Raw genomic sequence first — 15,037 nt, forward strand, 5'->3', positions numbered from 1 at the left:
CTAATCAGCCACGGGTGCGCCGGTGCCCGCCCCTTCCGTTCCATCAATCTTTGTCGACAGAATTGCTGCACTGACTGTGGCGTCACGGCGCTCGAGATTAAACCGCTCCCAGTTGACATAGAGATTGAGTGCCTGTGTCAGAGCCAATTCTCTCATGACCGCATCCGGCGACATCTTTGCCAGCTGCTGATGCCAGTCAGGATTCGGAAAACGTGAATGGACAAAAATGTCCATCGCCTGCAACTTCGACACCTTGTCTCCAACGTTGTTCGGATAAGCCGGACCGGCTGCCTTCTTTGCCCAATCCGCAAGCGCACCGCCGCCCGTGGGTGCCGCCAGATCGCCGAGATAGGTGAACACGGCATGAGAGGCCGAGCGCCGGGTCGCATCAACTTGCCGAGAGGCAATATGCGCGAGTCCGACTGTTGTTTTTGCCTCCTCTTCGGTGATGGGCTTCGGCGGTAGCGGATCGACCATATTATTCACCATGCGTGCGAAGGCCTGAGCGACTTGCTGGTTAGAAGTATCGAGCGTCATGGCTTCCGTAAGGAGGCGAACGTCCGAAGTCGGATCCGCGAATCCGCCAACATTGCGTAACGCATCTCGATCCACCACGATCTCCTGGGAGACCGCGAGGAGGCCTGCGCGCACGCCGGCGCCGGCCGCACCATTCCCGTACGATCGATTGCGAGAAAGGTTCGAAATGTCGATGCCGCCGACACCCTGGCTCGTCTGCCCGCCGCCGAAATTGAGAATGCCGGAGAGGTCGATACAACCGGACGCAGAGGGGTCGTACCGGCCGCCCTCCGCCAGCGCGCGAATTTTCTGACGTTCCCGCAGAACGGCGTTTTGATCCCGTCCTTCAGCAATCCGTCGTGCTGCCTCCGTCTCGCGCTTGGAGTATGCTGAGAGCTGCGCCACACCTTTCAAAATGCTGTCGACAATGTAGTTCCCAACGTCGGTCGTATGGTTGTTGATGTCGATGCGGGCGCGGGTGACAATGTTCTGGACACCGGCACATGAACAACGTGCCAAGGCGTCAGGCACTGAGGTCACATGGAACAGTGCTGCTCCGGTGGCGACGATACAAAGTTTCCGGGCCATGCCCCTCCAAGGCAGTAAGCCGGAGCTTTCCTTATTGGTCCGCATGGCCGCCCTCCCCCGCCGACGTGCTTGGTCCGCCATCTATTTGTTTCCTGCCCTGCATAATATCGTTGAGTTCATCAAGGTTGTTCCGGGTGACACCGCTTCCCTTGACGTTCGTGAGCCCGCCACCAACTCTTGGCTCTCTGTCTTCCGAAAACAGGTTCTCCGGAACCTGGAACGTCGTGAATTGGAACAGGACGAATAGTGCTACGATGACGGCAGCCACAATCGCCACCAGTACCTTGGGCCAGGCGAGTTTATTGAGCGTCATTGGGGGCTCCATAAATGTAGCGGTAAACCGCGTCGAGATTATTTTCGGTGACGGTGGAGCCGTTGATCGTCAACCCACCGCCCACGCGGCCTCCTCCAGTGTTCAAATCGACCCCGCCGATGGCCGTCGTCGAACCGCCGCTCAATCCGCCGATCGGAAGGAAATCAAACGAAGGCAATTGCAGAAGAGAGCTAATTTGAGCGGTGAGTTCGTTGAGCTTGTCCTGTGCGAATGAGCATATTTGGTTCTCGGCTTGCGAAACCGCGCTCTGGAAGAGGCCGGCAAGGTTCGGAACCTGAATGGCGATATCGAGATTGAGGCTCATCAGATTGTCGAGACAGCCGAGCGCTGCTATGGGCTGAGGCGGTCTGAGCGCCTCTTCACCGCGCAGCACTTCCGATTCGATGCCGGATCGTATCGCCTCGGCAAGGCCTGTTTTGACGGTGTGGGAACACCCCTGCGCCTCGGCCGGAAAGAGCTGCAATATCTGATCGGCCGCGGCGGCCGGTGCCCCGGGTCCCGCCAGTATCAGCAATAGAGCAGCAGTGCGGACTGCCTTCATCACGAGCCTCCTAGAGTTTTTCTGTCGCCTTGAAACGGCGGTGTTTCGCGTATCAAAACCGGCCTTTTAGGGCCGAATCCCGGAAACCCTTGGGTCGCGCCATAGGTTCCCCCGGTACCGAAGGAATCTCCGAACCCGCCGGCATAGCTCGTGCCACTGGCACCTCCGATCCGGTTCATGATGTGCGCCTGAAGTTCCTCGTAAGAAGAAAAGCCGTTGGCCGACAAATAGCGGGACGGCAGGACAGTCGGGTCAAACCCGCTTGCCACCCAATCGTTCAAAGCGCCGGCGCCGAGAAAATGCGCGGCTGTCAACAGGCCGCTCTCGGTGAAGGTCACGCCGCCTACTGTTTGCCCGACGAGGCCCCTGGCGGCCGACGAGAGAGAGCTCCAGTTACGGGTTGTCAGCGTGCCGAAGGCCTGGTCCTGAAGCGCGTGACCACTCGAGGTATGCAGAAAATCGTTCAGTGAGCCCACACCTTGAGATACCGATTGCGACGTCCATGAATAGCTGGACCAGCTGCCGCGGCCACCGCCATTGTATTGCACGTATCCGAGGCTCTCGAGCGTGCCGGCCGTTATCTGATAGGCGCCGGCGGCGGTGCCACCCTGGTTGTTGAGCGCGCCGTAGTTTCCGCCCGATTCCCGGGAGCGAATGAGATCGGCATACTCATTGGCCAAAACGACAGTTGCGCAAAGCGCGAACGCGATGGCGGTTGTACCGGCAAAGAACCTGTGTCTCTTCACTTCACGGTCCCCGCGATTGAAACCGGCTGGGGTTCGATGGTTTCGAGAATGGCGCCGGTTGCGGGGGAAATCACCGCAACGCCGTTCCGGGATAGTGTCTCAATCCCGCGGTATCCGTGTTCGTCACGCAGGGTCTTTGACACGCCAATCGCTCCGTCGATGGAGTAAATCTTGCGAAACGACCGGCCGTCCTTGTTGACCACAAAGGCAGGACATGCGGCTTGGCCGCAATAGTATGGGGAGTTGACGACGATCACCTTCTCGCCGCCGGTCTTCAGGGTCATTTCATGGACATAAACGTCTGGCGGTCCAAAGGACGTGGCAGTCACAGCATCGATGTCCTCGCCGAGCTGTCTGTTGACCAGTTGGAGTTCCTCCTCATTGGCCCTTCGCTCTGTCACACCGTCCATGTTGACCGACGCGGCATAATTCGATCCGGTCCAATTCCATCGCCGGCCGTCTTCGACGATCGACTTCATTCCCATCGGACCGACCGTCGTCAGACCGAGATTGTCAGTGGCCGGCCGCCGGTAGATCTCCAGCCATTGCTCATTGAAGAAGAGCGCGATGTTGTAGCAGTCCCTCTCGCAATTGCGTCCAGTACCGACTTTCAGGAACAACTGCTCTGGGTCGTCATTCGGCTCTTCCAGCCAGACCCGGATCGCTTTCACATATGTGAAAGTGCGCCCGTACATGCGCCGGGCAATGTTGAGTGCCGCCGTGTCGCTCTTGTCGAACGAGAGCTTCTCAACCGCCAGGCCGGTCGTGTCGATCGGTTTGTCGTCGGCGAACGCGAAGGAGAAAAAGGCTCCGCTGATGAGGATGGCGAGAAGGCTGTGGCTCAGGATTTTCATCAATGAAATGCTCCTTTGACGAGTTCGTCCGCCATGCGGCTGATGACATTGGAACGTTCCGCATCGTCGACCATGCGGCCGGTGGCCATGACGGCTTCGAGCTGCATTTCGATCTCCGGTTTGGCCGATCCGCTGGGAAAGCGCCTGGCGAGGATCCGACGCGCCTCGGCGCTGCCGAGCCGCTCATAAAGGATCGAGCGCAGTGCCGTGTCTTCGGCCGTCGTCGATAGCGCCCACAATTCGATCGGTCCGAGCTGGTTGTAGAAATGCTGGACGTATGTCTGGTCCTTGAGTTTGAAAATGGCGACGATCGGAGCCCCCTCCCCCGCCTCCGGACCCGAAAGCCGTGAGATCACCGGTTTGAGTGTCGCCGGCAGATCGTATGTGTCCATCACGGTGCGCACGCTCTCGGCCGTAGGCACGTTGCACAGGAAGATGTTGGTCGCCAGCTCGCGGATCGAATGGTCGAAATCGCCGATCAGCTGGCTGGCGAGCGAAATCTGAACACCGGCCTTTCGGCCAACGCGCACATCCGCAACGACCTGGTCGCGGATGCCAAGGCCACCTGTCAGGTGGTACTCGTCAATGCAGATACGCTTGTGCATCTGGCGGTTGTTCTGGAAGCGCAGCAGGTGATACCGCATCACACCCTCGCTCAGACCGAAGTCCTTGATCTCGTCCTCGTCGAGCCAGAAGTCCGAGGTCACGGTTTGCCGGGCCATCATGTACATGACGGCGGTCTGCCGGCGGCCGCGCTTGCCGGTGGCCTCCGTGACGCCGGCGAGATCAAGAGCAATGATTCGTGCATTGGACACGTCAAACCGGGTCGGGCTGGCCAGGATGATGAACTGTTTGATGGCTGCGGTTATCTGCCGTTGGAACGCCGACACCATCAGCTCATTGGTCGATTTGACCCGCATTTCCAGAAAAGGCTCGCGAACCGTCTCGCTGTTGGAGAGCGCGACCAGGTCGCCGAGGACCGGCACCGCAAGACGCTGCGCGAGTGCCGCAGCGTGGTATTCCTTCACCGAAAAGAGGAAGTCGGTGATTTCCCACCAGGACGTATTGTCGTCGATACCGAAGCCGTATTTCTGCAGCGTCTCGTCGACGACCAGGTCTTGTGTCGGCGCGTAGCGTTTCGGGTTCTCTTCATCGGAATAGTAACGGTAAGCCTCATCGACGCAGGCTTCCGCCAACTGCGAGATGCCGTCATACGGCGCATCGGAATCCTCCGGCGTGCAGATCAGGCCGATCAGATTGACCAGGAATGCGCGTTCGTGGGCAAACGGGCGCCGGCAACACAGCTGCGTGTCGAACGGGTTGACCGCGTAGCGGGCTTCCATCTTGAGGCGGTGGAAGACAGCCTCATGACGCCGGCCTGGTGGAAGCGCATCGCGGATCAGGCTGATCAGGCCGGACGAAGACGGCCCGATGTCGATGATCGAAATGCGCGGCAGGATGGCCTTGCCATCGATGGTGGCGCCGGCTTGCGGGGAAAGAGCGACACCGAGGTTGATGGCATTCATGAGGACGGATTTGCCGGATCCGGGCGTTCCGACCATGATGTCGACCGAGGCGTTCTGTTTGGAGGACCCCGGTTGATAGGGAAATGACTTCCCGTCGGCCGTTCGAAACACGATCGATCCCCGTTCCCAGGGACAGGCAGGCCGAACGATCGGCGCCATCGCGAGGACGTCCAGCAGGTCAGCCGCGCAGCTTTCAGCTGTCGAGGAGGTCGACAGGGCAAGCGCACTCGACATGACGCAATCGAGCGGATCCCCGACCAGCGAGTTGGTGTGGGAATTGCCCCAGCTTTTGACCATTTCCTGGAGCGACGAAACCTGGGTGCGAAGCGTTGCCTCGTCGCCGGCCGGCGCCCAGGCACAGAACGAAGCACGCCACCGAACCACGGTATTGCCGTCTCCATCGGTCTTGCGCAGCCGGTCGAATGCCTCCTTGATCCGTCCGTTGTGCGTCGGGGCGGTCCACACGAGCAGCCGTGTGAGCTGCTCCTTCAGGACCTGCCCGCTGAAACCGCTGCTTTCGATGAGGAACGAGCAGCGCCACGAGATCTTTGTACCGTTGGCGATGACCCGCTTGATGAGGTCATTGAACTGGACGACGATTTCCGGCGGCAGCACAATGTCAAAGCCGGAAAACACCGTGTTGCCGATCCGCACGATCTTGCCGTCGACGACTTCGGCATTGTCCGGGAACAGTTGACCTGAGAGTTTTGGCCAGACGAGATTGGACAGATCGCCGCGCCTGAAATGCCGCTCGAGTGTCGGCATGCGGATGCGCAAATAGTCTGATGGCAGAACCACCCTCCAGTCCGATTTGAGACCAAGAGTGTCCGGAGAAATCACCCTGCGAACAACATCGAGCGCGTCGTGCGCATTCAGCAGATCGACAACGATACCGGCGGCACTGAACTCGCGACCCAAAGCATCGGTGAAACTCTCATGCCGAGTGGCAAGTCCCTGTAGAGCGCTGTCCGGTATCTGCCCTAGACTGAGCGGTGGTGCGCTGTTCAGCACATCCACACGCTTCTTCTGGCTCTGATTGCGGTCCTCTGTTGTCAATAGCGAGGGCCGCGTCCACAGGGCGAGATAACAGCGCTCTCCAAAGACACGGTGCGGCAACAGGTTGCGGCGCTCATTCAGCAGGTCATCGAGCGCAAGGTCGTTGTCTCGGGCAATCCGGGCCGTATCGTCGATGATCGCGCCCACTTCCCGCTCTCCCAGGTCGGGCGAATGGCCGAACCAGAACTGCAATGCCAGACCGTGTCGGGCAAAGAACGGGCTGAGGCCGACACGCAATCGGTCACAGGCCTCGGTGACATCCTGTTCGCCAGGCAGGGAGCGGAACCCGTCCAGACGAAAGACGGACACCATCGATCCGTCATCGGCGACAAGTGCATGTTTGCCCGATGACGTTTCCAGCCGGCAATAGGCGTCCAGCGTGTTCTTGAGCGCCGTCCTGCCGAAATAGCTTGCCGCCTGATGCCAGACCGAGACCATGGTTCCTTGCCTAGTTCAGCGAGCGAAGCTGCCCGTCGACGGACGATGTATCGGCGCCGGTTCCGAAAATCGACGCAACACCGACATTGAGGAATGTTGGGACCGCCACCATGCAGGCGGCGGCGATCGACAGCATGATGATGCGGCCGGTGTCGACCGAGTTGTCATTGTGGGTTCGCGAGCGCTTGATCATCGCGAAGACCGCCATGATGGCGAAGACAATCCCGAGCAGGAACGAGATCGTTCCGGCAATATCCGCCGCCGGACCCAATTGCGTGGTGCGCATGTCGGTGAAGATGTCGCCGAAGGTCTGCGCGTAAGCGACACCGCCGGAGAATGAGAGAAAGCCGAGGCTGACAAGAGAGCGTTTGATGGGGATCGACATGGCAATTCCTTTTGCTTTAGCCAAAGAGAAGGTTTTCGAAGAGGCCGACGGTTCTTGGCAGGTCGATGGCCATCACGCCGGCGATCATGTGGATGAAGCCTTTCCCGAGCAGGCCCTGCGCCGGCATGTCGGTTGATTTGATGCACAGGAAAAGGCCCCTCACGACGGCGAGCAGACCAATGAACTGGGCGATGCGCACGAGCGCGATCAGAATGGCCTCTCCCGGCGTTCCCGAGACCGGCGACAGCATTTCCGGCGCATAGGCCATGATTTCGGATGCCGCGCTCGCCGTTGTGTTTTCGGCTCCGAAAAGCGAGGCAACCCAGGCCGACAGCGTCAGATCGAGCGCAATCAGCAAAAGACCGAAAAAGATGTATCCAAAGGCCTGAAAGTAGCCATGGCGCCGGTGATGCGCATGCGCCCTCTCCTCCCCCACGAGCAACGCCAGACGAATGCCCCTCACAACGATAATAATGCCGGCGACAAAACAGAAGGCCGCCACGAAGGCTTGTGCCGGCGTCAGAATATCCGTTACACGGGTGAAGAAGGCGGTCAGTTCGTCCATCTACCTTAGCCGCCATCGGATTGTTGGTGTCCAGCTGTCAGTGGTGTGTTTTCTGACCTATCCGTTTGAGGTTTGGCATTGACCGGTGTGACCTGCACACGCTGCGGTCGATCCACAGCAAATGGCGAAGGTCCGTCTGCGGAGCCAGGGACAGGATTGCCAGTGAGGTTGCTGGAAGAGAACAGTTGATGGATGGCATTTGCATGAGAGGCGTTTACAGCCCTGTGGCGTTTGATCCGGTCGATCAACCGGGGCAGAACCCCTCCGGATTGTGTCAGCAACCGGATTTCGGCGCGAAGCGCCTGTTCCTGCTGGAGCAGATAAGCAACGTCGCTGCGCAGCCGGTTGATCTCGCTCGCCATTGAATCGGTGCCGGCACCTGCACAGGAAGCCGGATCCGGTTTATTGAATGCGTAGATACATCCAAAGCCAACAACCGTGAACACCGTCAGAGCCGCCACAATCCTGGCGATGCCGGAGTAAAAGTCACCCGAGCCGGGCGGCGGACTGCTCAGCAAGACGCTCGCGTGGGGAGCCGTTTCGCCAGGCATGCGAAATCCGTTGAGAGAGCTGCCGGTCGCGATGTCAACGAGCCCAGTTTTCCGCATCGGTTTTCCAGACTTTTGTTCAATACAAGGTTTACGGTTCGTTGAGAGATACGCTAAGGAGTTGAATATTGCAATGCAATATCCGGCGTTATGTAATGCATTATATAGCATTAAATAAATGCGTTTTCTGGCGTTAAGACTAGACGCGGGCACCACAGCGCATCCTGATGCCGGCCTACATGTATCGACACCGCGGAGGAATGAAGCGTGATGAACAACCACAAGAACCCCGAATGGGCAATGCTTGCCGCGGCCGCCTTGCTGTCGTTCTCCGCGCCAACCTTTGCGCAAGAAGCCATACACAATGACGAGACCGTGCTCTGCCAGGGCCAAACCAGCTGCGAACCAGGCCCGATTGCGGCAAGCCATCCGGCGCCGCGGCCGCTGATAAAGATCGGGACGATGCAGGCCTGGGCGATGATGGGCAAAAACGGTGACCCGGTCCTTGCGCTGACGACAGAAGACGGCCTGACCATCATAGGGAAAGTTCTCGGGCCTCAAGGGGAAGACATCTCGGGCGCTCTCTTGGCCGCGGTTCCGCGTTTTGCGCCGCAGGCTGTTTCGACGTCGCCTCCGGATCAACCAGGTCGTCCCAAGCTCTCCTTTCCCCTAGACAGCGAACCGCAAACGTTCGTCTCAAATGGACTGAGGCAGTTGGACACCACTCCGAAGGCGACAGTAACAACGACTGATACACCCACTTCACGTTCCACATCCCTACAGAATGTCAATCCAGTGTCGAACGAGTCGGCAGATCGGGTCTCCATCGACCCAAATGCCGATGTCACCTCACAGAATGAAGGTCCAGACGCCGCGGCGGGTCCTGCAGCGGTAACGGCCGTCGATATCCCAAGCCCTGAAATCCAGGCCGGTTTGAATAAGTTGCTTGAGGAAGCAACCTCCGAACGCATGTGGTTCCAGGCGGCAACACCACAATCCGGTGCGCCGGTGATCTACATGCTGGCAGATCCGGACTGTCCGCACTGCCAATGGTCAATTGATTCCATGCATTCGCTGATCCTTGGCGGACAAATTGATCTGCGGATCATTCCGGCTCCCATCACGGGGCCGCCCGCGCTCAGAACCACGTTGTCAATCCTGCACAGCAAGGATGTTGCCGGCACGTTTATGAACCACATGACATCGAAGAGCAGAGGAACTCCGGCTGTCACGCAAATGGATGCCAGAACGGCCGACAGGGACGTTGTTCAATCGGTCGGTGACAATGTTGCGTGGATGCGGCGCAACGGCATCGGGAGCGTTCCGTTCTTCCTTTACAAGGATGCCAAGGGAGCAACGTTTTCGCTAGCGAACCTGCCGCAAAACATACTCCAGATCGCCGAGAGCTTCTGACCATGAGCGATAATGAGCACTCGGCCGCCCTGGAATCTATCCTGCGCAATGCCCGGACCTTCGAAGCCTCGAACAGGGTCCTGCTCAGGGCCTGTACATTTCTCGGACTCGCAACGCTCGTCCTGGGCGTTGCCGTTGCCTGTCTCGCGACGAGCCGTCCGGAGCCCCGGTATTTTGCGACAACGACACAGGGACAGCTTTTGCCTTTGGTGCCGTTGGACAAACCACATCAATCAGCGGCCGAAGTCACGAATTTCGCAGTCAAAGCCGTCACGACCTCTTTCACATACGACTTTGCCAACTACCGGGCCGATTTCAACAACGCCTTGCAATTCTTCACCAAGCCGGATGGCTGGAACGAATTCGTCGATGCGGTGCACAAAAGTCAAATGCTCGAACTGGTTCAGGCGAAACGGTTGAACACGACCGCCGTGGCCAACAACGCGGTCATCGTTCGCGAAGGCATCAATGCCCGCGGCGTTTATGAATGGGTCGTGCAAATGCCGATCCGCGTTACCTACCAGAGCGCTTCGGAAGTTACGGGCCAGAACTTTCTCCTGACCGTCAATATCGAACGCCTGCAGACCTATGAGTCGCCCTACGCGATGGCGATCTCGAGATTCATTGCCGCTCCCGGAGGTGCGTGATGGCAGTCAAACACCTGGTCCCGATAATGGCGGCCATGATCATTCCGAGCGGTGTCTGCGGGCAGACAGTGATCCGTGACGCGCAGGGAAACGAGACCGTTCCGCCACCCACTGAAGTAGAAAGGCCCCTGCCCCGCCCGGCGGACCGGCCGGTTGCGACTTTGCCGTCCGCGACCGTAACGGTGCAGACCGGTGAAAATCAGTTGCCGCTTGCAGACCGGAACACAGGCGCCGGCGAACCGCTCACCCGGAACGAGATCAATCAGCGCCGGCAGGCTCAGCAGCCGGCCAATCAGACGGCGGCTGGCGATTTTCCGATCGTCGGCGCCCGGGATCTTCTGAAAAGCCTGGATGAGCTGGACAAACCGCTGACCCCGGAGGAAATCACCGCGTATGGCGCGGCCATCCAGAGCCAGTTTCCGATGTCCCCGGAAATGATCAGGGACTTTCGGCGGCGTGTCGATGAGAACCAGAAAGCCGCGGCGACGCCACCGTCCGGCCAGTTCCCCAACGCGATAAATGATGCGAAACGCATTTCGCTTGCCTCGGCCCAGGATCCGGAGATCCTTTTGACAGGCCCTGATACCGTCAGTGTGATGGCATTCTATGACAGAACCGGTGCAGCCTGGCCGATCGCCTCCTATGTCATCGGCAAACCGCGATCCTTTCAGACCTACGCCATGCAGGAGGGTTCCAACCAACTGGCGGTGACGCCGCTTGTGCCGCATGGCTTTTCCAACATCGTCGTCTCGCTGGTCGGCGAGGACCGACCATTGGTATTCGATGTCCGTACGAACAGCCTGAACACACACTACCGTCGTGACTTCATCGTCGACGGTTTGGGCCCGAATGCCAAACGCGATCCGATCGGCGATCCTTCAGCAAAATCCACGCCCCGGGCTTCCGACAACGTCATGATGGCGTTTGCGACTGCGGCGGATATTCCGGGTGACGCAATCAGGCTCAAAACCGATGATCGCGCGGTCCAGGCATGGAGATATGGCGGCGCCATCTACCTTCGTTCCGAGCACACGATCATTTCACCTCCCGCGATAAAGGTCCTTACCGGAGCAGGCCAGGTCAAGGCCTACAAGATCCGGCCAACATCGGTGGCACTGATTTCCGTGAACGGCCAGGTGTCCAAAGTGAGGATCGAGCAATGAGCGAGACCAATGACAGACAAAACAAAGGCCCCGACGCCTCCTCAGGTGAGGCCGGATCCGTCTCGCGCAGGAATTCGAGAGGGCTGCTGTCCTTCAGGAACATAGCAATTGCCGCCATTGTGGTTGTCGGCGGGGCTGTCGCCTATGAGGTCTGCAAGGATCCGGAGTCCTTCGGTTTCAGCCGATTTGCCAGGACACCGAACATTGACGACACGCCGGCGGGTCAACAGCTGGAGACATCGCAGCGCTACCGGGACAACCTCGACCGGCAGAACATCGAAGGCGCGCAAGAAGCGCGACGCGTGGGCGGGTCGTTCATCGCGACTGCCGATGAACCGCTCAGAAACATCGACGACAAACCGGCGCCGACCGAGGTCAATGCCTTTCGTCCCCTGCCCCCGGCAAACACGCCCCGGCCGGAGCCGCAAAAGACAATCGTCGTTCAACCCCGTCAACAGGCAGCACCACCGCCAAGCGCACCCCCTGCCCCGGACTACAACCGGATCAATCAGCTGGCGCAGATCATGGCAAGCCAGCAACAGGCCCTTCTTGGCGCCTGGCAGCCGGGCGCGTCGGCCGTCACCGTGGTCATCGAACAGCAGCTCCATGCTCCTGCGGAAGCAACAGGATCCGGTGACGGCACCGCGTCGCGGCCGACCAGCACCCTTCAAGGTGGAACGCCGCCGGCAATACGCGCCGGCGACGTTGTGCCGGCATCCACGATCATCACGAATGACAGTGATACGCCCGGCCCCGTTGTCGCGGAACTGCGCAGCGGCCCGCTCGAAGGCACACGCCTGATCGGCGGGTTCGAACCGAACCGGGCCAACACGCATATGCTCATTGAATTCAAGACCGCTGTGCTGCCTGACGCAAGCCAGGTCCCGGTCTCGGCCTATGCCGTCGATCCGCGCCAGAAATCTCTTGCAGTCCGATCGGACATCGAGCGCCGCTATGTTCAACGCTACGCGCCACGGCTCGCGGCCGCCTTTGTCCAGGGGCTTGGCGAGGTTCTCTCCAGGCCCGGATCGACGATCGTCGGAGCCGCGGACACTGTCACCGTCACAAGTCCGGCCGCCACGTTCGAGCAGGGCGTTTACGGAGGCCTTGCGGAGGTTGGCGGCAGCCTGGCCGATGAACTTGCTTCAAGCGCTCCCAGGGGCCCGCTCATCAGCCTGAAATCCCGGCAGATCATCGGTGTGCTCTTCACCGGCAATGTGGAACAGCCCAATTGAGCGATGAGCGCTACAACATCTTCCGCTCGACCGTACACTGGCGCTACACCATGAGCAGGCCGTTGCTCACCTTCTTCGACGCCCGCCTGATCGTGTTCATCGTGCTCTTTGCATTCCACATCCGTTGGTGGACGTTTGCCCTTTTGCTCCTATCCGTTGCATTGCTGAGTCTTGCCAATTACATGAGCTACACAGTCGAGAATGTGGTGCGTCTTATCCGGTCGAAGATCGCGGGCCCGATCAGGACGGCAGTTCCATCGACAAGACTGCGTCCGATGGCGGACTACGGGGCAGAGGCTTTGAGGGATAGCGCACACAAGAGCGCAGGAAGCAAGCTGGTCGAGTAGACCTGGCGCCACACCATTGTTCTCACGGCGGATACGGGGGCGAAGCGATCTGCAAAGGGCGGGCAATAAATGAGCAATCGGGATGCGAACCTGGATGAAATGACTGCACGAATTGATTCGCTGGAAAGGCGGACCGGGATCGAGTTGTTGCTCAGGGAGATTATCGAGAAATACGGCCTGAAGAACCTTGCCTACCTTGGCGTTAATCTGCGCGACGTCACAGACCAAACGCCCTGCCTTGCAGTGACCTGTTCAGATGCATGGGTTGCCCACTATAAACAAGGCAGATTTGCAAACATTGACCCCGCCATCAAACAGGGGCTGCGGAGCATTCTGCCGATCGACTGGCAAAATGTACGCGACACGTCGAAGGAAATTCGCAACTTCTTCGGCGAGGACCGTGCGTTTGACGTTGGGCGAAATGGCTTGACGATACCGATCCGGGGCCTGCACTCGGACCGTGCGCTCGTGACATTTACCAGCGACGAACCCGACCGGGAATGGCAAGTGACGCGTCGACACCTTGCGCATGACTTTCAGGAACGCGCGACGCGCCTTCAAATGACGACACTTCGCAGCGAGCGCATCGAAAGGCAGGACATTGCGCTTTCGAAGCAACAGATCATCTGTCTGAAATGGGCGACGCATGGCTACAAGACCCGGCAAATTGCCGACCTCATGGGCACCTCATGGGCTTGTCCGAAAACACCGTTAAACTCTACCTGCGGCGCGCCCGCACGAAACTCGGCGCGACCAACACGACGCAGGCCGTCGGGAAGGCAGTGGAATGTGGTTTGCTGACAATTGTCGAGTGACTGCACCTGAAAGGGCAGGTTTCGAAAAAAGCGCCATGGTCGTAAATCTTCTCCGAAACAACTCGTTCGATCGGAGAAGAAAATGATCCGCGTTATCAATGGATATGAAGCCGGCCGGCATTCGGACGTTGTCGATCAGATGCACCGCATCCGGGCTCAGGTCTTCAGTGATCGTCCGCAATGGGACGCGCGGGTCAACAACGGGCGGGAAATCGACCGGTTCGATAAGGAAGATCCATTGTATCTGGTGTCAATCGATGAAAGCAGCAAACAGGTGCAGGGATCGGTTAGACTCATGCCAACGACCGGCCCCAACATGCTGCGAGATGTCTTCCGCGAGCTCCTCGAGGACGGCCTTGCGGTGGAAAGCCCCGTCATATGGGAAAGCTCAAGATTCTCCGTCAATCCGGACCTTTCCCATCGCACGGACGACGGGACATCTAAACCACTGCCGAACCGCGTCACGACAGAATTGCTGCTCGGCATGGTCGAGGTGGCGCAACTCGCCGGGATCCGATTCGTCGTGTCGGTCTTCGACGCCAGAACGGTCCGCATGTTCAGAGCGGCCGATTGTCCTGCCGAAATCCTTGGTAAGGGAAAAAAGTTCGGACGGGTAATGACCTACGTAGGCCTCTTTGAAATCAACGACAATCTTCGATCGCGAATCGCAACAGCCGGATCGATTGATGGGTCCGTTCTTGAAAAGCAATTCCCAGAAAAACCAATTGAGGTGGCCTGAGCGGGCCTCAAATTCAAGGACCCTGGGAATCGGCTGCGTCGACTTCCACTGAAGTCGCTCCAGATCGTCGACGTACTGTTCATTGAAAACGTGGATGCCCTGCTCTGAGGTCGTTGTGGATGGCAGAAGAACGGGGCAACCTGTTTCCTACAACGCGGTGATGGCGTTACGCCATAGTGCGACCTCGGTGTCCTGTATGTAGATGCCCGTTTTGGCCTCTCATAGCCCGGTTTGCGCTCTACATTAGTTGCGTGGACGTTTATCCTTCTCATCATCGCAATCCGTATTGTTCACGCGCGTCAGGTCTGTGACTGTCGCGTTTTTTTGTTGGCACGGCTCCGTCGCGCCCTGCCCTATGCCCGTTTGGGGCCGTTGGTTGATTGCCGAGCAAATGCAATGCAATCCGCAACCGAAAAGACGGCAACTGGTGGAGAGACCTGAGCTGTCGATTCTTGAACGCGTTCAAGATCACCGATTGAGTCTTTGGGAATGCGTCCTAATTGATCTTATGACCGTCCGCCGCCGTGATCGACGATACACAAGGAGCGGGTTCATCTCGTTAAGCGATGCGCGCGGCCTCC

The 15,037-nt window shown here is 58.8% G+C and carries 16 protein-coding genes; 7 read left to right on the top strand and 9 right to left on the bottom strand.

Features of this window, described 5'->3' with window-relative positions:
* From E4M07_RS26690 to E4M07_RS26730, 9 genes are all read right to left on the bottom strand, one after another.
* Complete coding sequence (locus tag E4M07_RS26690) at window positions 1–1,104, bottom strand: hypothetical protein (protein WP_246660632.1); 1,104 nt, start codon at window positions 1,102–1,104, stop codon at window positions 1–3.
* Window positions 1,105–1,135: 31 nt separating this feature from the next.
* Window positions 1,136–1,417: a hypothetical protein gene (locus E4M07_RS26695; protein WP_136661468.1), complete on the bottom strand. Its 282-nt coding sequence runs from the start codon at window positions 1,415–1,417 to the stop codon at window positions 1,136–1,138.
* Entirely contained in the window at window positions 1,404–1,901 is a 498-nt protein-coding gene (locus E4M07_RS26700) for a hypothetical protein (protein ID WP_136661469.1), read from the bottom strand. Before E4M07_RS26700 ends, E4M07_RS26695 begins: the two co-directional genes overlap by 14 nt.
* A 77-nt stretch (window positions 1,902–1,978) precedes the next feature.
* On the bottom strand, window positions 1,979–2,659 hold the full coding sequence (locus tag E4M07_RS26705) for a hypothetical protein (RefSeq protein ID WP_136661470.1): 681 nt from the start codon (window positions 2,657–2,659) through the stop codon (window positions 1,979–1,981).
* A gap of 62 nt (window positions 2,660–2,721) precedes the next feature.
* Window positions 2,722–3,579 carry a hypothetical protein gene (locus E4M07_RS26710; protein WP_136661471.1) on the bottom strand — a complete coding sequence of 286 codons (858 nt, stop codon included), beginning with the start codon at window positions 3,577–3,579 and terminating at the stop codon, window positions 2,722–2,724.
* The gene (locus E4M07_RS26715; protein WP_136661472.1) at window positions 3,579–6,599 is read right to left on the bottom strand and encodes a hypothetical protein; all 3,021 of its coding nucleotides are present in this window, start codon (window positions 6,597–6,599) and stop codon (window positions 3,579–3,581) included. Before E4M07_RS26715 ends, E4M07_RS26710 begins: the two co-directional genes overlap by 1 nt.
* Before the next feature lie 10 nt (window positions 6,600–6,609).
* Window positions 6,610–6,984 carry a hypothetical protein gene (locus E4M07_RS26720; protein ID WP_136661473.1) on the bottom strand — a complete coding sequence of 125 codons (375 nt, stop codon included), beginning with the start codon at window positions 6,982–6,984 and terminating at the stop codon, window positions 6,610–6,612.
* Window positions 6,985–7,000: 16 nt separating this feature from the next.
* On the bottom strand, window positions 7,001–7,549 hold the full coding sequence (locus E4M07_RS26725; protein ID WP_136661474.1) for a hypothetical protein: 549 nt from the start codon (window positions 7,547–7,549) through the stop codon (window positions 7,001–7,003).
* A 5-nt stretch (window positions 7,550–7,554) separates the two neighbouring features.
* Entirely contained in the window at window positions 7,555–8,100 is a 546-nt protein-coding gene (locus E4M07_RS26730; RefSeq protein WP_136661475.1) for a hypothetical protein, read from the bottom strand.
* A gap of 267 nt (window positions 8,101–8,367) precedes the next feature.
* Here E4M07_RS26730 and E4M07_RS26735 point away from each other — a divergent pair, with 267 nt between their 5' ends.
* From E4M07_RS26735 to E4M07_RS26765, 7 genes are all read left to right on the top strand, one after another.
* Window positions 8,368–9,510: a hypothetical protein gene (locus tag E4M07_RS26735; RefSeq protein ID WP_136661476.1), complete on the top strand. Its 1,143-nt coding sequence runs from the start codon at window positions 8,368–8,370 to the stop codon at window positions 9,508–9,510.
* Window positions 9,511–9,512: 2 nt separating this feature from the next.
* Complete coding sequence (locus E4M07_RS26740; RefSeq protein WP_136661477.1) at window positions 9,513–10,157, top strand: type IVB secretion system apparatus protein IcmL/DotI; 645 nt, start codon at window positions 9,513–9,515, stop codon at window positions 10,155–10,157.
* A complete protein-coding gene (locus tag E4M07_RS29385; protein WP_206057407.1) occupies window positions 10,157–11,320 on the top strand; it encodes a DotH/IcmK family type IV secretion protein in 1,164 nt (387 codons plus the stop codon). Before E4M07_RS26740 ends, E4M07_RS29385 begins: the two co-directional genes overlap by 1 nt.
* The gene (locus tag E4M07_RS26750) at window positions 11,317–12,555 is read left to right on the top strand and encodes a DotG/IcmE/VirB10 family protein (RefSeq protein ID WP_136661478.1); all 1,239 of its coding nucleotides are present in this window, start codon (window positions 11,317–11,319) and stop codon (window positions 12,553–12,555) included. Before E4M07_RS29385 ends, E4M07_RS26750 begins: the two co-directional genes overlap by 4 nt.
* Entirely contained in the window at window positions 12,552–12,902 is a 351-nt protein-coding gene (gene icmT, locus E4M07_RS26755; RefSeq protein WP_136661479.1) for an IcmT/TraK family protein, read from the top strand. Before E4M07_RS26750 ends, icmT begins: the two co-directional genes overlap by 4 nt.
* A gap of 69 nt (window positions 12,903–12,971) precedes the next feature.
* Window positions 12,972–13,703: an autoinducer binding domain-containing protein gene (locus E4M07_RS29390; RefSeq protein WP_206057408.1), complete on the top strand. Its 732-nt coding sequence runs from the start codon at window positions 12,972–12,974 to the stop codon at window positions 13,701–13,703.
* Window positions 13,704–13,799: 96 nt separating this feature from the next.
* Window positions 13,800–14,456 carry an acyl-homoserine-lactone synthase gene (locus E4M07_RS26765; RefSeq protein ID WP_136661481.1) on the top strand — a complete coding sequence of 219 codons (657 nt, stop codon included), beginning with the start codon at window positions 13,800–13,802 and terminating at the stop codon, window positions 14,454–14,456.
* The last annotated feature ends 581 nt before the right edge of the window (window positions 14,457–15,037 follow it).

It is taken from the genome of Nitratireductor sp. XY-223 (genome assembly GCF_004959855.1).
GTDB lineage: Bacteria > Pseudomonadota > Alphaproteobacteria > Rhizobiales > Rhizobiaceae > Hoeflea_A.